The sequence below is a fragment of the Pseudomonas sp. HLMP genome (assembly GCF_046365545.1).
Classification (GTDB): Bacteria; Pseudomonadota; Gammaproteobacteria; order Pseudomonadales; family Pseudomonadaceae; genus Aquipseudomonas; species Aquipseudomonas guariconensis_B.
In genome coordinates this window covers 4,649,033-4,668,762 of sequence record NZ_JBDLLR010000001.1, presented here as the reverse complement: position 1 = coordinate 4,668,762, position 19,730 = coordinate 4,649,033, and the positions used below count along the sequence as shown (strand labels likewise).

Here is a 19,730-nt window from a genome sequence, read left to right as displayed (position 1 = left end):
TTCGACCGGGCTGGCCGAAAGTCAGGGTTTTTTGGCCTATGTGGCGCACGCCGTTGCGCTTAGCATCGATTCCAGCCCATCCGCCAACAAACGCATGACCCCAAGAACGACAACAGGCCAGACCGTGTCCGGCGACACGCAGACACCGCGTGCCCGCCAGCCACGCATCCACTGAGCGGTATCCTCTCCAGGCCTCTGGAGAACGCCCTCGGGGATGCATCTGCCCGTCACTTTCTCCAGGAGCACAACATGAAACGACAGATTCTGATTATCGGTGCAGGATTCGCTGGTCTGTGGAGCGCCCTGAGCGCTGTACGCCTGCTGGACCAGCATGGCCGGGACGATGTCGAGGTGACCGTGCTCGCCCCCCAGGCCGAACTGCATGTCCGCCCGCGCTTCTACGAAGCCGACGTGCACAACATGGCAGCGCCCCTGCAGGCGCTGTTCGACGCGGTCAACGTGCGTTTCGTCAGGGGCACGGCCCAGCGCATCGACGAGGCGGCCCGTACGGTGGCCTACCGTGATCCCACCGGCCAGGAGGCGAGCCTGGGCTACGACCGCTTGATCATGGCCTGTGGCAGCCTGCTCAATCGCCCGGATCTCGCTGGTTTCGACCAGCATGCCTTCGACGTCGACAAGATCGAGTCGGCGGTGCGCCTGGAAGAGCACCTCAAGTCCCTGGCCTCGCGACCCGACAGCGCGGCACGCAACACCGTGGTGATCGCCGGTGGTGGTTTCACCGGCATCGAGACCGCCACCGAGCTGCCCAGCCGCCTGCGGGCGATCCTGGGCGAGCAGGTCAAGCCGCGTATCGTCGTGGTCGACCGCGGCGCGAGGATTGGCGCCGCCCTGGGCGACGGCATCAGCCCGGCCATCGTGGAGGCATCCGCGGCATTGGGCATCGAATGGATCTGCGCAGCCACCGTGGCCTCGGTGGATGCCGATGGGGTGTTGCTCGACAACGGCCAGCGCATCGCCGCCAATACCGTGGTCTGGACCGTCGGTTTCAAGGCCAACCCGCTCACCGGGCAGATCAGCGGCGAGCACGACCGCCAGGGCCGCCTGCACGTGGACGGCCACCTCAAGGTCAAGGGCAACGATGCGGTGTACGCCGCAGGCGACGTCGCCTACGCCGCCTGCGACGAGGTTGGCAACCATGCGGTGATGTCCTGCCAGCATGCCATTCCGCTGGGCCGCTACGCGGGCAACAACGCCGCCGCCGAGCTGATCGGCGTGGCCCCGATGACCTACAGCCAGCCCAAGTACGTCACCTGCCTCGACCTCGGCGCCTGGGGCGCGGTGTACACCGAGGGCTGGGAACGCAAGGTCATGCCGCCCGAGGACAGGGCCGAGGCCAAGAAGCTCAAGGCGCAGATCAATACCGTGTGGATCTACCCGCCGGCAGCGGAACGCACCGCGGCGCTGGCGGCAGCGGACCCGCTGATCCCCGTGGCCTGACCGATCACGTCGCCTCGGCGCTCAGTTGAGCAGCGCTTGGCGGTCCTGGGGCTGCTTTGCAGCCCATCGCCGGCAAGCCGGCTCCCACAGGGTGGCGCCGGACTCCAGAATTGCGCTGTACCTTGCCGGCGATGGGGCGCACCGCGCCCCCGAATGCCAATAGAGCGTCTTGACTAGCGCTGAACGCCCAGGAAAGGCCCCTCCGTATTTGCCCTTTGCTCCGAACCCGTGGCATAGATGCAGGTCCACGTCTTTACGTGACCGCTTCGAGCCATCAGGAGATTCCGTGCATGAGCAAGTCCCCCTACGTCCCGCCCAAGGTCTGGACCAACGACACAGCCTCCGGCGGCCAGTTCGCCAGCATCAACCGCCCCATCGCCGGCCCCACCCATGAGCAGGATCTGCCGGTCGGCAAGCACCCGCTGCAGCTCTACTCCCTGGCCACGCCCAACGGGGTCAAGGTGACCATCCTGCTGGAAGAGCTCCTCGCCCTGGGCCACCGCGGCGCCGAGTACGACGCCTGGCTGATCCGTATCGGCGAGGGCGACCAGTTCTCCAGCGGCTTCGTCCAGGTCAACCCCAACTCCAAGATCCCCGCCCTGCTCGATCGCAGTGCCGAGCCGCCGGTGCGGGTGTTCGAGTCCGGCTCGATCCTGCTGTACCTGGCCGAGAAGTTCGGCGCGTTCCTGCCAACCACCCCGGCGGCGCGTACCGAGAGCCTGAACTGGCTGTTCTGGCAGATGGGCGCGGCACCCTACCTGGGCGGCGGCTTCGGCCACTTCTACGTGTATGCGCCAGAGAAGTTCGAATACGCCATCAACCGCTTCACCATGGAAGCCAAGCGCCAGTTGGATGTGCTCGATCGGCGCCTGGCCGAAAGCCGCTACCTGGGCGGGGACGAATACAGCATCGCCGACATCGCCGTCTGGCCCTGGTACGGCCAACTGGTGCGCGGCAACCTCTACGACGCGGCCGAGTTCCTCGCCGTGCACGAGTACACCCATGTGCGCCGCTGGGCCGAGGAGATCGCCCAGCGGCCGGCAGTGCAGCGTGGCACGCGGGTCAACCGGACCTGGGGCGACGAGCAAAGCCAAGTGCCGGAACGCCACTCGGCGGCAGACCTGGATTGACCGCACGGGCCGCTCCGGCAAGAGCGGCCCCGCTGCCACCTCAGCCCACCAGGTGCAGGAAGTGCATGTGCCGCTCGAAGTGATCGAGAATGTCGCCGATCACCTCCTCCTTCGACCACCCCATCACATCATGGTCCTGCCCGCCTTCACGCAGGTGCACCTCGGCGCGGAAGTACTTGCGCTCCTCACCCGGCGTATCGCTCATGACGAAGCTGGGCATGGTGTAGGCATGGGGCCTGATCTCGTAGACGAAGGGATGGTCGCTCGGCCCCACCTTGAGCGTGACACTGCCGCCCTCACCCTCCTCCACGCTGCATTCATAGCCCTGCCGGCGCCACTCCTCGGCCACCGACTGGCAGGCCGGCAACCCCACTTCGGCGATGAACCGCAGCACATGCGCCCTGCGCGGGAACATGGCCAGGGTGCGCAAACGCCGCTGCCAGTTGCCGGCGGCGCGGGAGGCGGTCGGCGAGATCGCCAGGGCCTGGTAGCGCAGGCCGCGCTTGGTGGCGTCGAGCTTGAGCGCCTTGAGCAGCCCGCGCATGCTGCACAGCAAGGCGATGGTGAACGGTAGCGCACTGGCGATGGTCGCCGTCTGCAGGGCCTTGAGGCCGTCGGCCAGCAACAAGGCGATGGCCACCACGCCCATGCTCGCGGCCCAGAAGATACGCTGGCGGACCGGCGTGTGCTCCTGCCCACCCGAGGCGAGCATGTCCACGACCATGGCGCCGGAGTCTGCCGAGGTGACGAAGAACACCAGCACCATGACGATCGCCAAGGTGCTGATGGCGCCGGCGAACGGGAAGTGCTCGAGGAAGGCGAACAACGCCAGCGAAGTGTCCTGGTCCACCGCCCGGGCCAAGTCGGTCAAGCCCTCGTCGAGGATCATGTGGATCGCCGTGTTGCCGAACACGGTCATCCACAGCAAGGTGAAGCCGGTCGGCACCAGCAGCACGCCGGTGACGAACTCGCGGATCGTCCTGCCCCGGGAGATGCGTGCGATGAACAGCCCGACGAAGGGCGACCAAGCCAGCCACCAGCCCCAGTAGAACAGCGTCCAGCCGCCGATCCAGTCGGTGGGTTGGTAGGCATAGAGGTTGAGGGTACGGCTGACGATTTCGCCCAGGTAGCCGCCGGTGTTCTGCACGAACGTCTGCAGGATCAGCACCGTCGGCCCGAGCAGCACCACCATCAGCAACAGCAGCACCGCCAGGCCCAGGTTCAGCTCCGACAGGCGGCGGATGCCCTTGTCCAGGCCGGAAACCACCGACAGGGTGGCGAGGAAGGTGGTGCCGATGATCAGCACGATCTGCACCGGTATCGACACCGGCACGCCGAACAGCGCGTTGAGGCCGGTATTGATCTGCGCGACACCGAAGCCCAGCGAGGTGGCCACCCCGAACACCGTGCCGATGATGGCGAAGATGTCCACCGCATGACCGATCGGCCCATGGATACGCTCGCCAATCAACGGATAGAGCGCCGAGCGCAAGGTCAGCGGCAGGCCGTGGCGGAAGCTGAAGTAGGCCAGGATCAGGGCGACGATGGCGTAGATCGCCCAGGCATGCAGGCCCCAGTGGAAGAAGGTGATGCGCATCGCGTCGGAGGCCGCCATCACCGTGCCGCCCTCGCCCACCGGCGGCTTGACGAAGTGCATCACCGGCTCGGCGACGCCGAAGAACATCAAACCGATGCCCATGCCGGCGGAGAACAGCATGGCGAACCAAGTGGTGCTGCTGTAGTCCGGCGTGCTGTGGTCGGGGCCAAGCTTGATGTCGCCATAGCGGCTGACACCGAGGAACACCACGGTGCCGAGGATGATCGCCACCGCCAGGATATAGAACCAGCTGACGTTGCCGATGATCCAGCCCTGGATGTGCGCGAACAAGGCCTGGGCATGGGACTGGAAGACGCTGGCATAGAGCACCAGCACCAGCAGCAAGGCAGCGGAAATCCAGAAGACTGGCGGGTTGACGGTGGAGGTGGAGGCAGATTCTGGCGTATTGGGCATGTATCGGTGGCTCCGGATCGTTGATCTTGCCAGCCCCAACGCGGGCGACATGGGCCTGGGCTTGGTACGAAAAGCGCCTGAGCAGCGCTCGACGGCTTTTCATGCAAAGCCTAAGACTAGACTGCGACCCGTCAACTTCGCCTGCGTTCCCTCCATCGTGCCGCGCTGCAACAAACCATTGCCACGCTGCATGCCTGCGCCCGGCAAGGGCTTCTTGCTACACTCGCGGCCATGATTTTCCACCTGCACAACTGGTGACAGCATGATCGAGGTAACCGAGGTTTCCATTGCCGAGCTGCGCGACGCGCTCGAGACCGGCCGCACGACGGCGGTCGAGCTGGTCAAGGCCTACCTGGCCCGCATCGACGCCTATGACGGAGCCGACACCGCCACTGCCCTGAATGCCGTGGTGGTACGCAACCCTGACGCACTCAAGGAGGCCGAGGCCTCCGATGCCCGCCGGGCCCGGGGCGAAACCCTCGGCCCGCTGGATGGCATCCCCTACACCGCCAAGGACAGCTACCTGGTCAAGGGCCTCACGGCCGCCTCCGGCAGCCCGGCGTTCAAGGACCTGGTGGCCCAGCGTGACGCCTTCACCATCGAGCGCCTGCGTGCCGCTGGCGCCATCTGCCTGGGCAAGACCAACATGCCGCCCATGGCCAACGGCGGCATGCAGCGTGGCGTCTACGGCCGTGCCGAAAGCCCGTACAACGCCGCCTACCTGACCGCGCCGTTCGCGTCCGGCTCCTCCAACGGTGCCGGTACCGCCACCGCCGCCAGCTTCTCGGCCTTCGGCCTGGCCGAGGAAACCTGGTCCAGCGGTCGCGGCCCGGCGTCCAACAATGGCCTGTGCGCCTACACCCCCTCGCGCGGGGTGATCTCGGTGCGTGGCAACTGGCCGCTGACCCCGACCATGGACGTGGTGGTGCCCTATGCCCGGACCATGGCCGACCTGCTGGAGATCCTCGACGTGGTGGTCGCCGACGACGCCGATACCCGCGGCGACCTGTGGCGCCTGCAACCCTGGGTACCGATCCCGGCCGCCTCGCAAGTGCGCCCGGCCTCGTACCTGGACCTGGCCGCCGACGCCAGCGCGCTCAAGGGCAAGCGTTTCGGCGTGCCACGCATGTACATCAATGCCGACCCCGAGGCCGGCACCTCGCAGAAGCCAGGTATCGGCGGCCCGACCGGCCAGCGCATCAATACCCGCGCCAGCGTCATCGATCTGTGGAACCAGGCCCGCCAGGCCCTGGAAGCGGCCGGTGCCGAGGTGATCGAGGTGGATTTCCCGCTGGTCTCCAACTGCGAGGGCGACCGCCCCGGTGCGCCGACCGTGTTCAACCGCGGCATCGTTTCCAAGGAGTTCCTGCACGACGAGCTCTGGGAGCTGTCCGGCTGGGCCTTCGACGACTTCCTGCGGGCCAACGGCGACCCGAAACTCAATCGCCTGGCCGATGTCGACGGCATGCAGATCTTCCCCCATGACCCAGGCACCCTGCCGAACCGCGAGGACGACCTGGCTGCCGGCATGGACGAGTACGTGAACATGGCCAAGCGCGGCCTCAAGTCGTGGGACCAGATCGAGACCGTGCCGGACGGCCTGCGTGGCCTGGAGAAGACGCGCAAGCTCGACCTCGAGGACTGGATGGACGACCTCGGCCTGGACGCCGTGCTGTTCCCCACCGTGGCCGACGTCGGCCCGGCGGACGCCGACGTCAACCCGGCATCGGCGGATATCGCCTGGAGCAACGGCGTGTGGGTGGCCAATGGCAACCTGGCGATCCGTCACCTGGGCGTGCCCACCGTCACCGTGCCCATGGGCGTGATGGCCGACATCGGCATGCCGGTCGGCCTGACGTTCGCTGGCCGCGCCTACGACGACTCGGCGCTGCTGCGCTTTGGCGCGGCGTTCGAGTCCACCGGCTCGCGCCGCCTGGTCCCGCCGCGTACGCCACCGCTGGGCTGAGTCCGAGCAGGTAAGGCTTTCAGCTAGCATCGGGGCTGCTTTGCAGCCCCAATGCTAGCTGACCAACATTGCGGCTCGCCCGCCAATGAGCTTGTGCACTCCCCGCCCCGAATGGTGCATGCTTGGGTCGTAAAACGACTCATTGGAAACTGCCATGCCCCTGCACATCCAGACACCCCTGATCGAATCCCGCCCCCTCTCCCTGGCCACCCAGCGCTCGGTCTGGCTCAAGCTCGAAGCCCTGCAACCCTGCGGCTCGTTCAAGCTGCGCGGGGTGGGCCATGCCTGTGAGGTCCACCATGCCCGTGGCGCCCGGCACTTCGTCTGCTCCTCCGGCGGCAACGCCGGCCTGGCGGTGGCCTATGCCGGTCGCCGGCTCGGCGTGCCAGTGACCGTGGTCGTGCCGCAGACGACCACCGAGCGGGCCCAGGAACTGCTGCGCCTGGAGCAGGCCAAGGTGGTGGTGCACGGCAGCTCCTGGCAGGAGGCCAACGAACTGGCGCAGAGCCTGGTGGGACCGGGCGATGCCTTCATCCACCCGTTCGACGACCCGCTGCTCTGGACCGGCCATGCCAGCCTGATCGACGAAGTGGCCCGGGAAGGCCACAAGCCCGACGCGGTGGTGCTGTCGGTCGGCGGTGGCGGGCTGCTCAGCGGTGTGGTCGAGGGCCTGCAACGCAACGACTGGCACGATGTGCCGGTGCTGGCAGTGGAAACCGAAGGCGCCGCCTCGCTGCATGCGGCCATCGAGGCCGGGCACCCGGTGGCGCTGGAACGTATCGCATCGGTGGCCACCTCCCTGGGGGCCAAGCGTGTGGCCGACCGGGCGATGGACTGTGTGCGCCAGCATCCCGTTCACAGCGAATTGGTCAGCGACCGCGAAGCCCTGCTGGCGTGCGAGCGGTTTTTGCTCGATCACCGCGTGCTGGTCGAGCCGGCCTGCGGCGCGGCGCTGGCCCTGGCCTACACACCTGGACGCCTGGGGGAGTACCGCAATGTGCTGGTGATCGTCTGTGGCGGGGCCACGGCGACCCTGGAGCAGATTCGCAGCTGGCTGGAACAGGTGGGCGACCGATGAGCATCAAGGCCTCGCCATCACCTCGACCACCCAATCGATGAATACCCGCAACTTCGCGCCCACATGGCGATTGGGTGGGTAGGCTACATACAGCGGCATAGGCTCCAGGGCCCAGTCTTCGAACAACCGCACCAGCGCGCCGGTGGCCAGGTGCGGCCGGGCCATGTAGTCCGGCAACCAGAGCACACCCAACCCGGCGAGCCCCGCGGCGAGATAGGCACTGCCGTCATCCACCGCCAGCACCGGCCGCCCTTGCACCTGCAAGCGCTCCTCTCCCCGGCTCAGGGCATAGGGCACCGGCTTGCCGGTGCGTGCCCAGAGAAACCCGACGACACGCTGCACCGGCCCTTCCAGCTCCAGCGGATGCAGGGGTCTCCCCAGCCGCTCCAGATAGGCCGGTGAGGCATAGACGCCCAACTGCAGGTCGGCGACCTTGCGCGCCATCAGCGACTGGTCCAGCAGTTCGCCGCCGCGCACCACGCAATCGACGTGCTCGCCGATGATGTCGACGATGCGGTCGCTCACGCCCATGTCGATCTGGATGTCCGGATAGCGCGTGTGGAATTGCGCCAGCGCCGGTATCAGCACCATGCTCGCCAAAGGGCTGGGTACATCCACCCGCAGCTTGCCCCGGGGCTGGCTAGCCGCACCGCTCAGGCTGGCCTCGGCATCCTCCAGGTCCGCCAGCAGGCGCACCACCCGCTCGTAGAACAGCGCGCCATCATTGGTCAGCCGCACCTTGCGTGTGGTGCGGTTGAGCAGGCGCACCCGCAGTCGCGTCTCCAACTGCTGCACCAGCTGGGTGACGCTGGTGCGACTCATGTGCAAGGTATCGGCGGCCTTGGTGAAGCTGCCGGCCTCCACCACTCGGGCAAACGCACGCATTGCATCGAAACGGTCCATCAGCGGCCCCGATTATTTGGGATGAACAAACAATGATAACCAGACTTGTGCATTTATCGCGCGAGCCGGGCTTCGTAGAGTAGCGTCATCACCCACCCGATGGAGATATGCCATGACTCAGCGTGACGTCGTGTTCCCGCCAGGCCGTCAGGCCTTGTATGACATCAACCACTACTCCCCGGCGATCCGCACCAATGGCTTGCTCTTCGTTTCCGGACAGGTCGGCAGCCGCGAGGATGGCTCGCCCGAGCCTGGCCTGGAAAACCAGGTGCGCAGGGCATTCGGCAACCTCAACGCGATCCTTGCCGAAGCCGGCTGCAGCTTCGACGATGTGCAGGACGTGACACTGTTCATCGTCGATCCACAGGACAAGTTCGACACCATCTGGAACCTGGTGCGCGCGGAGTTCTGGGGGCCTGCGCCCTACCCGACCGTGACGGCGATCGGGGTCACCTGGCTGTATGGGTTCGATTTCGAGATCAAGGTGGTTGCCCGGTTGCCGGCGTAATCCCCACACCGTGTTGGAGCCACGGCCCTTTCACTCCAGCAAATTGACGATCCTCGGCGCCACCTCGCGTGCACTCACCTCGAGCAACGCAACGCTCACCGGCAACTTGAAGCGCCTGGGCCCGGCACTGCCCGGGTTGAGATAAAGCCGCCCTTCGCGCCAGTCGATGCACGGCTTATGGGAATGCCCGGTGATCACCACCCGCACGTCCCTGGCGAGCGTGTCGGGCACGTCGGCCTTGTCGTGCACCAGCAGGGTCGTCCATCCCCCCATGTCGAACTGGCGCACGTCTTCCAGCGCCTCGGCCCAGGGCAACCCGAGATCGTTGTTGCCCCGCACCACCTGCAGGGGGGCCAGTGCCGCCAGGGCATCGAGTATCTGCGGTTTGCCGATGTCGCCGGCATGGACGATCAGCTCGCAGCCTTGCAGCGCCGCGAGCGCTTCAGGTCGCAGCAGGCCATGGGTATCGGAGATGACGCCGACCTTCATGCACAGGCTCCCGGTATCGAGGATTGACCCGGCAATCATACCCTGCGATGGGCCTCGCAACGCCTCGGCTCGGTTATATCGGTGTCATATTGCCCTGTTCAACTGGGCCCTGGGGATGGCGCATGCACAGGAGCGGTGGCACCGTGGTAGCAACCTGCAACAGAACTCGGACGAAATGCGCCTTGCGCCCTTTCGATATGCGGCAAGTGAAGGCACAATGCGTGTCCTTTTTTTGGCCGGCCTGGCCGGGGGCCTTTAAATGATCAAGACGCCGTATTACCTCATCGACAAACAGAAGCTGCTGGGCAACATGCAGAAGATTGCCTACGTGCGCGAGCAGTCCGGGGCCAAGGCCCTGCTGGCACTGAAGTGCTTCGCCACCTGGTCGGTGTTCGACCTGATGCAGCAGTACATGGATGGCACCACCTCTTCGTCGCTCTACGAGCTCAAGCTCGGTCGCCAGAAGTTCGCCGGCGAAACCCACGCCTACAGCGTGGCCTGGGCCGACGACGAGATCGAGGAAATGCTCGCCAACTGCGACAAGATCATCTTCAACTCCATCGGCCAGTTGCAGCGCTTCGCCGAGCAGTCCGAAGGCAAAGTCCGCGGCCTGCGGGTCAACCCACAGGTGAGCAGCTCCGACTACCTGCTGGCCGACCCGGCGCGCCCGTTCAGCCGCCTGGGCGAGTGGGACCCGGACAAGATCGAGAAGGTCATCGGGCAGATTTCCGGCTTCATGTTCCACAACAACTGCGAGAACGGTGATTTCGGCCTGTTCGACAAGATGCTCTCGCACATCGAGGAACGCTTCGGCCACCTGCTGCACAAGGTCGAGTGGGTCAGCCTGGGCGGTGGTATCCACTTCACCGGCGAGGACTACGCCCTGGACGCCTTCTGCGCGCGCCTGAAGGCGTTCTCCGAGACGTACGGCGTGCAGGTGTACCTGGAGCCGGGCGAAGCGGCCATCACCCAGAGCGCCTCGCTGGAAGTCACCGTGCTCGACACCCTGTACAACGGCAAGCACCTCGCCGTGGTCGACAGCTCCATCGAAGCGCACATGCTCGACCTGCTGATCTACCGCCTCAACGCCAAGATGGCTCCCAACGACGGCGAGCACACCTACATGGTCTGCGGCAAGTCGTGCCTGGCCGGTGACATCTTCGGCGAGTACCAGTTCGATCGTCCGCTGGCCATCGGCGATCGCCTGTCGTTCATCGACGCGGCGGGCTACACCATGGTCAAGAAAAACTGGTTCAACGGTCTGAAGATGCCGGCCATCGTGGTCAAGCAGCTCGACGGCAGCGTCGAGGTGGTTCGCGAGTTCGGTTTCGAAGACTACGTGTCCAGCCTGTCCTGACGACAGGCCTTCAGTAAGGAGAAAGGGTTAAATTGAAGAAGAACGTTCTTATCATTGGTGCAGGAGGTGTCGCCAAGGTGGTGGCCCACAAGTGCGCGCAGCATAACGACGAACTCGGTCGTATTGCGATTGCGTCGCGGAACATCTCCAAATGCCAGGCCATCATCGACAGCGTCAAGGCCAAGGGTAGCCTCAAGGTACCCGCCGACATCCAGGCCTTCGCGCTCAATGCCCTCGATGTCGAGGCGACCAAGGCGCTGATCCGCGAGACCGAATCGCAGATCGTGATCAACGTCGGTTCCGCCTTCCTCAACATGTCGGTGCTGCGTGCCTGCATCGATACCGGTGCCGCCTACCTGGACACCGCCATCCACGAAGAACCGGGCAAGATCTGCGAGACGCCGCCCTGGTACGGCAACTACGAGTGGAAACACCTCGAAGAGTGCCAACAAAAGAACATCACCGCCATTCTCGGCGTCGGTTTCGACCCGGGTGTGGTGAACAGCTACGCCGCCCTTGCGCAACAACAGTATTTCGACCGCATTGATTCGATCGACATCCTGGATGTCAATGCGGGCTCCCATGGCAAGTATTTCGCCACCAATTTCGACCCGGAGATCAACTTCCGCGAGTTCACCGGGCAAGTCTGGAGCTGGCAGAACAGCCAGTGGACCAGCAACAAGATGTTCGAGGTCAAGCGCACCGACGACCTGCCGGTCGTGGGCTCGCAGAACCTCTACCTGACCGGCCACGACGAAGTCCATTCGCTGTCGAAGAACCTCGATGTGCCGAACATCCGCTTCTGGATGAGCTTCGGCGAGCACTACATCAATGTGTTCACCGTGCTGAAGAACCTGGGCCTGCTCTCCGAGCAGCCGGTCAAGACCGCCGAAGGCCTGGAAGTGGTGCCACTGAAGGTGGTCAAGGCCGTCCTGCCAGACCCGGCCTCCCTGGCCCCGGGCTACACCGGCAAGACCTGCATCGGTGACCTGGTCAAGGGCACCAAGGACGGCCAGCCACGCGAAGTGTTCATCTACAACGTGGCCGACCACGAGCAAGCCTACGCCGAGACCGACAGCCAGGGCATCTCCTACACCGCCGGCGTACCGCCGGTGGCCGCTGCCCTGCTGGTCGCCCGCGGCGACTGGGACGCCAAGCGCATGGTCAACGTCGAGGAGCTGCCGGCCGAGCCGTTCCTCAAGGCGCTGGACGTGATGGGCCTGCCGACCCGGGTCAAGGATGAGAAAGGCGATCGTCCCTGGGACGCCGAAGCCTAAACAGCAAGACGAAGGGGCGCCATGAAGGCGCCCCTTCTGGTTTGTGCAGAGTGCACAAAGCCGGGGGCTGTTACGCCCCCCTTTTCCGACTGTTCCGGCGCCCTGGCAAGGCCGCTCCCATGTTAGTGCTCTCAGTCTGTGGGAGCGGCCTTGTGCCGCGAAAGGGCTGCAAAGCTGCCCCAATTGGCACAGTGCTTCAATCACCTGGAAGTGCTGGCCTATTCGCGGGGTAAGTCGAGTCATCGAACCACCGCCCTCATGACTGCCACTGTCACCCAACGTTCACGCCACTGTCGTAATCTGCGGGACAACTCCATGCCAAAGGCCTCCGGCATGCCCCGCTTCCTCGCCCTGTTGCTCTACCTGTTCCCCCTGCTGGCCCTGGCCGAGCCGGCGCAGCTGCGCATCCAGGGCTCCAACACCATCGGCGCGGGCCTGGCACCGGCGCTCGTGCAAGGCTTGCTGCGTGCCCAAGGTGCCATGGCCATCGAGCAGACGCCTGGGGCGGTGGCCAATGAAAGCGAGATTCGCGCCCGTGACAGCCAAGGCCACCCCGTGCGCATCACGATCGCCGCCCACGGCTCCAGCACCGGCTTCACTGCCTTGGCGAGTGGCGAGGCGGACCTGGCTGCCGCCTCGCGCTCGATCAGCGACGACGAGGCGCAGCGCCTACGGAGCCTGGGCAACCTGCGCAGCAGCCGGTCGGAGCACGTCATTGGCCTGGACGGCGTGGCGGTGATCGTCCACCCCGACAACCCGCTGGCACAACTGACCATCACGCAACTGGCACAGGTGTTCTCCGGCCAGGTACAACGCTGGGAACAGCTGGGCGTACCCGGCGGAGCGATCCGCCTGTACGCGCGCGACGACCGCTCCGGCACCTTCGAGACCTTCAAGGCGCTGGTGCTCGACCCGCACCACAGCGAACTGGCCGCCCAGGTGCAACGCTTCGAATCCAGCGAAACGCTGGCCGAGCGGGTCAGGGCCGACCGCCAGGGCATCGGCTTCAGCAGCCTGGCCACGGTGCATGGGGCCAAGGTCCTGGCCATCGCCGAAGGCGACGCGCCGGCCATGCTGCCCAGACGCGCCTTGGTGGCCAGCGAAGACTATCCGCTGACACGACGGCTGTACTTCTACCTGCCCACCAATCCCCACCCCCTGGCCCAGGCCCTGGTCGAATTCACCCAGGGCCCCGCCGGCCAGGCCATCGTCGCCGACCAGGGGTTCGTCTCCCAACAGGTCAAGGCCCTGCCCGTGCCGATCCAGGCCAACATGCCGCCCCGCTACCAGGCCCTGGCCGGCGAGGCACAACGCCTGACCGTCAACTTTCGCTTCCAGGAGGGCAGCGCCAGCCTCGACAGCAAGGCCCAGCGCGATGTACAGCGGGTCGCCGATTACCTGCGCCAGGCCGGCAAACTGCAGCGCAAGGTGGTGCTGGTGGGCTTTGGCGACCCCAAGGACACCCCGGGGCGCGCTGCCTTGCTCTCGCGCCTGCGGGCGATGGCGGTACGCCGGGAGCTGGCCCGGGATGGGGTGGAAACCAGGGAGGTGACCGGCATGGGGGATGAGCTGCCGGTGGCCGACAACGACGTCGAGCAGGGACGCCTGCGCAACCGTCGGGTCGAGGTGTGGGTGTACTGAACGTTGCGAACGGGGCCGCACAGCGGCCCCGAAAAGCGCTGGGCCTTTAGAAGTCGTACCGCGTGGTCAACATGAAATTGCGCGGGTCACCGTAGTAGCCACCGTTGTAGAAGCCCAGGTTGTTGAAGTACTTCTTGTCGGTCAGGTTGTTGCCGTTCAGGGTCACCGACAGCTGGTCGGTCACCTGGTACCTGGCCATGGCATCGAGGATCAGGTAGCTCGACTGGGTGTAGCGTTCGGTTTCGCCGTTGCCTGCCGGGCTGTCCAGGTCCTTCCACACCTTGCTCTGCCAGTTGGCCGAACCGCCGACGGTCAGCTTGCTCCATACGCCCGGCAGGCGGTAGGTGGTGGACAGGCGCAGCAGGTTCTCCGGCTCGATGGTGGAGATCTTGTGGTCGTCGCCATCCCGGGTGATGCGATGGGTGAAGCCCCCTTGCACGTGCCAGTCCGGGGTCAGCTCGCCGGCCACTTCCAGTTCGAAGCCACGGGTCTTGGCGCCCTGGATCGAGCGGTAGATGCCACGGTTGGTCACAGGGTCGGTCGCCGCGAACTCCGCGAGGTTGTCCTGCTGCACCTCGAACAGCGCCAGGCTGGCATTCAGGCGGCCGTCGAAGAACTCGCTCTTGATCCCCAACTCGTAGGCATCGCCCTCCTCCGGCTCGATCATCTTGCCGCTGGCGTCCTGTTCGCTTTCATGGGGCTTGAAGATGCTGGTGTAGCTGCCGTAGACCGACCAGGTGTCGTTCAGGTCGTAGACCACCCCGGCATAGGGCACGACCACGCCATTCTCCTCCAGGTCCTGGACCTTCTCGCGCTGGTCGGTCGCGGTGGTCAGGCGCGTGCTGTCCAGTTCCCAGTTGGACAGGCGGCTACCGACGATCACCGAGAGCTTGTCGGTTGGCTTGAAACGGGCGGTCAGGTAGGCAGCCTCTTCACGCAGTCGAGTATCGACCTTGGTGAGCGGGCGCCCCCAGTCCGGCTCAGGGAAATCGCCGGCCCACTGGTAGATATTGGCGCTGCCGAAAAAGAACGGCCAATTGTCCTCGTGGGCGCGGATATCACGGTGGGAAATCCCGGCCACCAACTCGTGCTCGCGGCCCAGCAACTGGAACGGGCCGCTGGCATACAGGTCGTAGGCGTTCTGGTCGGTCTTGTAGCGGTAGCGCCCCAGCCATACGCCCATGCCACCACCGGTGGCCGCATCGGGAAAGCCACTGGCCGCCGAGCCCAGGGTGGCCGGCGAATCGGTTTCGGTACGGCTGGCCGAGGCCTTGATCGTCCAGTCGTTGGCCAGGCGCTGCTCGAGGGTGACGAACAGGTTGTCGGCGGTGTTGTCCCACTGGCTCCACTTGGCGGCGGGGTTGAACGAGCGCGACATGGCGAAGTCGTTACCATTGTTATCCAGCAGCGGCGTCGACGGCCCCCACGAAGAACCTTCCGGGCGATTGGTCTGACGGCTGAGCCCGACGCTGAGCAGGGTGTCTTCCGACAGGTCGGCCTCGACGATGCCGTACATCACCTGCTTCTTCTCGGACAGGTTGTCCATGAACGACTGGCTGTCCTCATAGGCGGTGACGAAGCGTCCGCGCACGTTGCCGCCCGGCGTCAGTGCGCCACCGATGTCGAACTCGCCACGGTAGGTGTCCCAACTGCCGGCACCGAGGGAGGCATAGCCGGAGAGCTCGCGGGTCGGCCGCTTGCGCACCAGGTTGACGGTGGCCGAAGGGCTGCCGAAGCCGCTGAGCAGGCCGGTGGCGCCACGCAGCACCTCGACGCGGTCGTAGATGACCATGTCGGTCTGGTCGATGCCGTTGCCGAAGCGAAACGCCGCCGGAACGCCATCGATCTGGAAGTTATCGATCTCGAAGCCACGGGCCTGGAAGCTGGTGCGGTTGCTGTCGAGCTTGGTGACGGTCACACCGGGCGTCTTGCCGAGTACGTCACTGATGCTGGTGAGGTTCTGGTCGTCCATTTGCTGGCGGGTGATCACGCTCACTGACTGTGGCGTTTCCCGCGGCGACAGGGCCATGCGCGTGGCGGTACGGGTGGCGCCGGTGGTGTAGGAGCGGCTGCCCTCGGTAATCTCGCCCAGGCGAGTGTCGGTGATGGCGGTGGCGCCCAGCTCCAGAGGGCCCTTGCTGCTGGCGTCCTCGGCCCAGGCCATGCTGCTCGGTGCGGCCAGGCTTGCCGCAAGAACGGCCAATGCCAGCGGCTGGCGCCGCAAGCGAACGGTGACGGCATTCCCTGCCAGGTGGACCGCGTTCAGAGAGTGGTGCTGTTGCACGCTTGTTGACCCCTAGTTGATCTGTTTGCTCGATACGTTTGGGGGCTCATCACGGGATTTATTCTTGGTTTTGAATGCATTGCCGAACGGCATGCCCGCTCTGCGGCAGGCCGGAACGAATCTTAATGTTTTTCACGATTTATTTACAATTGGGAATTAATCTCAAATATTGGATCCAGGCAAAAAAATGTAACAGCACATCGGTCGGCATTCCTGGCAAAACAGGTCTAGGCTCAAGCCCATGTGATGCCGGGCCCCTCTGACGGCTGCCGAGCCGCCATGTCGGAATCACTGTTGCCATGCAACGTCGACAATCAAGGAGGGGCTATGGCGGCTCTACAGACATTCCTCACGACTTCTTTCCTCGGCACCAGCACCTGGTTGTGGCTGGTGTTCATCGCTATCGTCGTCGGCCTGCTGGTCCTGGACCTGGGCGTGCTGCACCGTGAGAACCGCGAGATCGAGATGCGTGAAAGCCTGCTGTTGTACTCAGGCTATTTCAGCGTCGGCGTGCTGTTCGGCGCATGGGTCTGGTACGAACTGGGCGCCCAGTCGGCCCTGGAGTTCTATACCGGGTTCCTGGTGGAACAATCGTTGTCGATGGACAATGTGTTCGTCATGGCGATGATCTTCGGCTTCTTCGCCATCCCTCGCCGCTACCAGCACCGGGTGCTGTTCTGGGGCATCCTCGGGGTGGTGTTCCTGCGGGCGATCATGATCGGCGTGGGGGCGGCGCTGGTGCAGAACTTCGCCTGGGTGCTGTACCTGTTCGGCGCCTTCCTGCTGTTCACCGGGGTGAAGATGGCCTTCTCGCGCCAGGAGAGCCATCCGGACCTGGCCAACAACCCGGTACTGCGCTTCGTGCGCCGACACATGCGGGTGACCGACCAACTCCACGGCGCGCACTTCTTCGTCCGCCTCACCCCACCAGGAACGCACAAGGCCTTGCGCTATGCCACCCCGCTGTTCCTGGCCCTGGTGCTGATCGAGCTGGCCGACCTGGTGTTCGCCGTCGACAGCGTGCCGGCGATCTTCGCCATCACCCAGGACCCGTTCATCGTCTATACCTCGAACATCTTCGCCATCCTCGGCCTGCGCTCGCTGTACTTCGCCCTCGCGGCGCTGATGCACCGTTTCGTCTATCTCAAGTACGCACTGGCCCTGGTGCTGATCTTCATTGGCTGCAAGATCTTCTACCATGGGCTGGTGGGCAAGGTGCCGGCGCTGTTGTCGCTGGGGGTGACGTTCGGGTTGCTGCTGGGTGGGGTGGTGTTGTCGTTGGTCAGGACGCGGGATGGGCATGCCAGTCCGGTAGCAGCCACTGTCGAAGATGCAAAGCCAGAAGCGCCGTCGTCAGCGGTTGACAACGAATCAAGGAATGAAGAAAAGAAAGACCCGCATATGCGGGTCTGACTCTGGGCTTGACCATTACCGATGCGACTCAAGGCCGCTGGCTCCGTCGAACGTCAAGGCAACAAATTCCACGTGCGCATTTACCCAAAGTGATGACTCGCAGCGAAAACCAGGTCCTAACTCTTGGAAAAATATTCCGTCAATTCAACCAAGCCTGCAAAAATCGCCAACCATACCAACCCAACGATCGTTAGCCATACTGATATGACCATTCTCCTTCTCAGCTTTACAGGAAAATTATCAAGCTCCTCTGGGCTTAGTAGCCCCCTGCGCAAATGCGGCCCTGGAAAGGTCACCAGTCCGCATACCGAGCATATGAGCAACCAGCGGGACTTGAAACTCCCCATCCCCCAGAAACCTTTCATCTGTTCAAGATACGGATTACTCTTAATAGCAGAGATAGCAATATAAAAACTAGCAGAACCCGCAATGCACGCGCTGATTGCCACTCCAGACATTCCAATAACAAAAGGTATCATGATTAGAATTATCTGTAGTTTCACTGGCCATCCATTTATATCAATCATTGTCGTCCTCATAAACCTTTCCGGCCATCCGCTCGCCTGACCCTCCGCCCCAATAACCATACTTTAAATATTTTGCCGCCTTCGCTATCTTATTTAACGGTGACCCACATCCTGGGTGTCTCCCCTCGTTTTTGATCTGTGATTCGTTGGGCAGGAACCTGTGGAGGCCAGTCAAGCGAAGCATGACTCATGCGAGAACGCAACAACAAAAGAAAAAGATCTACAGATACGGCCAAAAAATAAAATCACTTAATTTTTTCGCAATATTATTTTTGCACAAATAATCATCGCCATTTGAAACTTCCAGTCCCCACGCACGTTTCACCTGCTCTAAATGGGGATCACTGGCGATGGCAGAGCACGCGACCAGGTAGTGCAAACTTGAACGCTCACTTCGTCTTTGCAAACTGTATCAACGCATACCCGACCATCATCCAACTAAAGCCAACGATTACCAGCCAAGTTGAGAGCACCAGCTTGCGCTTGAGGGCCTTAGGGAACGCCTTTAACTCCTCCAAACTAACAAGCCTTCTACGTGCATGATATCTAGGAAAAGAGAGAAGCCCACCCGCTAGGCAAACTACTATCCAGCGTGCCCGATAACTGGTGGCACCCAAAAAATTCTTCATTTGTTCCAAGTAAGGACTACTGCGTATCGACGACTTCACGATCTCGAACTCATGCGACCAAGCAACGTATGTGCTGATGGCCACTCCCATCATCATGAAAATGAGTGGTGTAACCGTAAAGGCAAGCTGCACTTTCAGTGGCCAGCTGTTTATATCAATCATGCTGCCCCTCATAAATCTTCTCCCCTACAAGCTCGCCAAAGCCTTCGCCAGCAAGACCACCGACAACCGAGCCAGCCCCCACGAGTGCAATGCCGCACACCGGCGCCCCAATACCTGCCGTCCCTACGGAAAAAACACCACAGACCGAAAGGGCCGCCAGCCCTGCGAGTTGACCACCTGCTGTGCCTCCTGCAAGGCCACCGGTAAAGCTTCCAGCTTCGGTCAAACGAACTTTCTTGCAAGCCTCCGTCTCGCCGGCACGACATACCTCTTGCACTTTCAAATAGGACGAAGCACCACCCAACCCAACCGCAATATGTCCACCGTACTTAAGGTATTTACCAGCCTTGGCCACCCTTTCCAGATGCGTCGCATACCCTGGAATCTGCCCCGGCCCACCCGCTTTCGACCAGTGATGAACAAGGCTCTTGGTTGAAATATTCAAATCCTTTCTTAACCGTTCATAGTTTCCAAGGTTCAGTTGCTTGTTGAGAAATGCCGCTTTCAGCTGGCCGTCCAGCTGTTGCAAGAGTTGACGCCGCGAAGCGAAGAACTGCGGGCTGTTCAAATGTCCATGCTGCACGAACTCACGCTGATGCAGTTGCTCGATCTGCGTCAACGTCCTGCTGACTTGCTTCAACCCTTGGTCCAGCATGTCCTTGCCTACGCCCATCGACTGGCTCGCCCCGCTGAGCAAACCCGCGATCTCGGCTTGGTGCTGCATCATGAAATCTGCCTCAGCGAAATCAAGCGCAACCAAGGCGCGCCGCGCACGCTCCGCAGCCTCCATCAGTTGGGCTTCCTCACGGGTGCAGGCATCACCCTTGTCCGGGTCGCCGATGACGAAGATCTCTCCCGCCTTGAACCCCTCCTCGAACGTGGGGTTGAGCATTTGCA

15 protein-coding genes and 1 pseudogene are annotated in these 19,730 nt (G+C 63.5%); 9 read left to right on the top strand and 7 right to left on the bottom strand.

Annotated features, from left to right (window positions below):
* The first annotated feature begins 249 nt into the window (after positions 1-249).
* Positions 250-1,458 (top strand): NAD(P)/FAD-dependent oxidoreductase, encoded by a 1,209-nt coding sequence (locus ABFA30_RS21570; RefSeq protein WP_410045905.1) that lies wholly within the window; start codon positions 250-252, stop codon positions 1,456-1,458.
* 290 nt (positions 1,459-1,748) lie between these two features.
* On the top strand, positions 1,749-2,588 hold the full coding sequence (yghU, locus tag ABFA30_RS21565; protein ID WP_225789635.1) for a glutathione-dependent disulfide-bond oxidoreductase: 840 nt from the start codon (positions 1,749-1,751) through the stop codon (positions 2,586-2,588).
* A gap of 40 nt (positions 2,589-2,628) precedes the next feature.
* On the opposite strand, the gene ABFA30_RS21560 is transcribed toward yghU, so the two are convergent.
* Positions 2,629-4,599, bottom strand: coding sequence for a BCCT family transporter (locus ABFA30_RS21560; protein ID WP_225789636.1), 1,971 nt, complete (start codon positions 4,597-4,599; stop codon positions 2,629-2,631).
* A gap of 262 nt (positions 4,600-4,861) precedes the next feature.
* Between ABFA30_RS21560 and ABFA30_RS21555 the strand changes: the two genes are divergently transcribed.
* Positions 4,862-6,565 carry an amidase gene (locus tag ABFA30_RS21555; protein ID WP_253104562.1) on the top strand — a complete coding sequence of 568 codons (1,704 nt, stop codon included), beginning with the start codon at positions 4,862-4,864 and terminating at the stop codon, positions 6,563-6,565.
* A gap of 154 nt (positions 6,566-6,719) precedes the next feature.
* Positions 6,720-7,643 carry a pyridoxal-phosphate dependent enzyme gene (locus ABFA30_RS21550; RefSeq protein WP_253104559.1) on the top strand — a complete coding sequence of 308 codons (924 nt, stop codon included), beginning with the start codon at positions 6,720-6,722 and terminating at the stop codon, positions 7,641-7,643.
* Positions 7,644-7,646: 3 nt separating this feature from the next.
* Here the strand turns inward: ABFA30_RS21550 and ABFA30_RS21545 are convergent, their stop codons facing one another.
* Positions 7,647-8,546: a LysR family transcriptional regulator gene (locus ABFA30_RS21545; RefSeq protein ID WP_225789639.1), complete on the bottom strand. Its 900-nt coding sequence runs from the start codon at positions 8,544-8,546 to the stop codon at positions 7,647-7,649.
* 112 nt (positions 8,547-8,658) lie between these two features.
* On the opposite strand from ABFA30_RS21545, the gene ABFA30_RS21540 reads away from it, so the two are divergent.
* On the top strand, positions 8,659-9,054 hold the full coding sequence (locus ABFA30_RS21540) for a RidA family protein (RefSeq protein ID WP_225789640.1): 396 nt from the start codon (positions 8,659-8,661) through the stop codon (positions 9,052-9,054).
* Positions 9,055-9,084: 30 nt separating this feature from the next.
* On the opposite strand, the gene ABFA30_RS21535 is transcribed toward ABFA30_RS21540, so the two are convergent.
* Complete coding sequence (locus ABFA30_RS21535; protein WP_225789641.1) at positions 9,085-9,543, bottom strand: metallophosphoesterase family protein; 459 nt, start codon at positions 9,541-9,543, stop codon at positions 9,085-9,087.
* Between the two features lie 259 nt (positions 9,544-9,802).
* Between ABFA30_RS21535 and ABFA30_RS21530 the strand changes: the two genes are divergently transcribed.
* The 3 genes from ABFA30_RS21530 to ABFA30_RS21520 all read left to right on the top strand — a co-directional run bounded on the left by ABFA30_RS21530 (position 9,803) and on the right by ABFA30_RS21520 (position 13,818).
* Positions 9,803-10,900 carry a carboxynorspermidine decarboxylase gene (locus ABFA30_RS21530; RefSeq protein ID WP_225789642.1) on the top strand — a complete coding sequence of 366 codons (1,098 nt, stop codon included), beginning with the start codon at positions 9,803-9,805 and terminating at the stop codon, positions 10,898-10,900.
* Between the two features lie 32 nt (positions 10,901-10,932).
* Positions 10,933-12,177 carry a saccharopine dehydrogenase family protein gene (locus ABFA30_RS21525; protein ID WP_225789643.1) on the top strand — a complete coding sequence of 415 codons (1,245 nt, stop codon included), beginning with the start codon at positions 10,933-10,935 and terminating at the stop codon, positions 12,175-12,177.
* A 333-nt stretch (positions 12,178-12,510) separates the two neighbouring features.
* Positions 12,511-13,818, top strand: a complete 1,308-nt coding sequence (locus ABFA30_RS21520) for a substrate-binding domain-containing protein (RefSeq protein WP_410046064.1) — start codon at positions 12,511-12,513, stop codon at positions 13,816-13,818.
* A gap of 46 nt (positions 13,819-13,864) precedes the next feature.
* On the opposite strand, the gene ABFA30_RS21515 is transcribed toward ABFA30_RS21520, so the two are convergent.
* Positions 13,865-16,102 carry a TonB-dependent siderophore receptor gene (locus tag ABFA30_RS21515; RefSeq protein ID WP_410045904.1) on the bottom strand — a complete coding sequence of 746 codons (2,238 nt, stop codon included), beginning with the start codon at positions 16,100-16,102 and terminating at the stop codon, positions 13,865-13,867.
* 327 nt (positions 16,103-16,429) lie between these two features.
* Between ABFA30_RS21515 and ABFA30_RS21510 the strand changes: the two genes are divergently transcribed.
* Positions 16,430-17,515: a TerC family protein gene (locus ABFA30_RS21510; protein ID WP_253104548.1), complete on the top strand. Its 1,086-nt coding sequence runs from the start codon at positions 16,430-16,432 to the stop codon at positions 17,513-17,515.
* A gap of 116 nt (positions 17,516-17,631) precedes the next feature.
* Here ABFA30_RS21510 and ABFA30_RS21505 read toward each other — a convergent pair whose 3' ends face one another.
* From ABFA30_RS21505 to ABFA30_RS21495, 3 genes and pseudogenes are all read right to left on the bottom strand, one after another.
* On the bottom strand, positions 17,632-18,042 hold the full coding sequence (locus ABFA30_RS21505) for a hypothetical protein (protein ID WP_410045903.1): 411 nt from the start codon (positions 18,040-18,042) through the stop codon (positions 17,632-17,634).
* 389 nt (positions 18,043-18,431) lie between these two features.
* Positions 18,432-18,833 (bottom strand): hypothetical protein, encoded by a 402-nt coding sequence (locus ABFA30_RS21500; protein ID WP_410045902.1) that lies wholly within the window; start codon positions 18,831-18,833, stop codon positions 18,432-18,434.
* Positions 18,826-19,730 (bottom strand): annotated as a pseudogene (locus tag ABFA30_RS21495) (PAAR domain-containing protein); the annotation flags it as partial. The gene ABFA30_RS21500 and the pseudogene ABFA30_RS21495, both read right to left, overlap by 8 nt.

What these genes read in the sequence shown, in the direction of transcription:
- ABFA30_RS21545 (WP_225789639.1), bottom strand. Translation starts at nt 8,546, where the DNA reads ATGGACCGTTTCGATGCAATGCGTGCGTTTGCCCGAGTGGTGGAGGCC.
- ABFA30_RS21520 (WP_410046064.1), top strand. Translation starts at nt 12,511, where the DNA reads ATGCCCCGCTTCCTCGCCCTGTTGCTCTACCTGTTCCCCCTGCTGGCC.
- ABFA30_RS21535 (WP_225789641.1), bottom strand. Translation starts at nt 9,543, where the DNA reads ATGAAGGTCGGCGTCATCTCCGATACCCATGGCCTGCTGCGACCTGAA.
- ABFA30_RS21530 (WP_225789642.1), top strand. Translation starts at nt 9,803, where the DNA reads ATGATCAAGACGCCGTATTACCTCATCGACAAACAGAAGCTGCTGGGC.
- yghU (WP_225789635.1), top strand. Translation starts at nt 1,749, where the DNA reads ATGAGCAAGTCCCCCTACGTCCCGCCCAAGGTCTGGACCAACGACACA.
- ABFA30_RS21555 (WP_253104562.1), top strand. Translation starts at nt 4,862, where the DNA reads ATGATCGAGGTAACCGAGGTTTCCATTGCCGAGCTGCGCGACGCGCTC.
- ABFA30_RS21540 (WP_225789640.1), top strand. Translation starts at nt 8,659, where the DNA reads ATGACTCAGCGTGACGTCGTGTTCCCGCCAGGCCGTCAGGCCTTGTAT.
- ABFA30_RS21510 (WP_253104548.1), top strand. Translation starts at nt 16,430, where the DNA reads ATGGCGGCTCTACAGACATTCCTCACGACTTCTTTCCTCGGCACCAGC.
- ABFA30_RS21560 (WP_225789636.1), bottom strand. Translation starts at nt 4,599, where the DNA reads ATGCCCAATACGCCAGAATCTGCCTCCACCTCCACCGTCAACCCGCCA.
- ABFA30_RS21505 (WP_410045903.1), bottom strand. Translation starts at nt 18,042, where the DNA reads ATGATTGATATAAATGGATGGCCAGTGAAACTACAGATAATTCTAATC.
- ABFA30_RS21550 (WP_253104559.1), top strand. Translation starts at nt 6,720, where the DNA reads ATGCCCCTGCACATCCAGACACCCCTGATCGAATCCCGCCCCCTCTCC.
- ABFA30_RS21570 (WP_410045905.1), top strand. Translation starts at nt 250, where the DNA reads ATGAAACGACAGATTCTGATTATCGGTGCAGGATTCGCTGGTCTGTGG.
- ABFA30_RS21500 (WP_410045902.1), bottom strand. Translation starts at nt 18,833, where the DNA reads ATGATTGATATAAACAGCTGGCCACTGAAAGTGCAGCTTGCCTTTACG.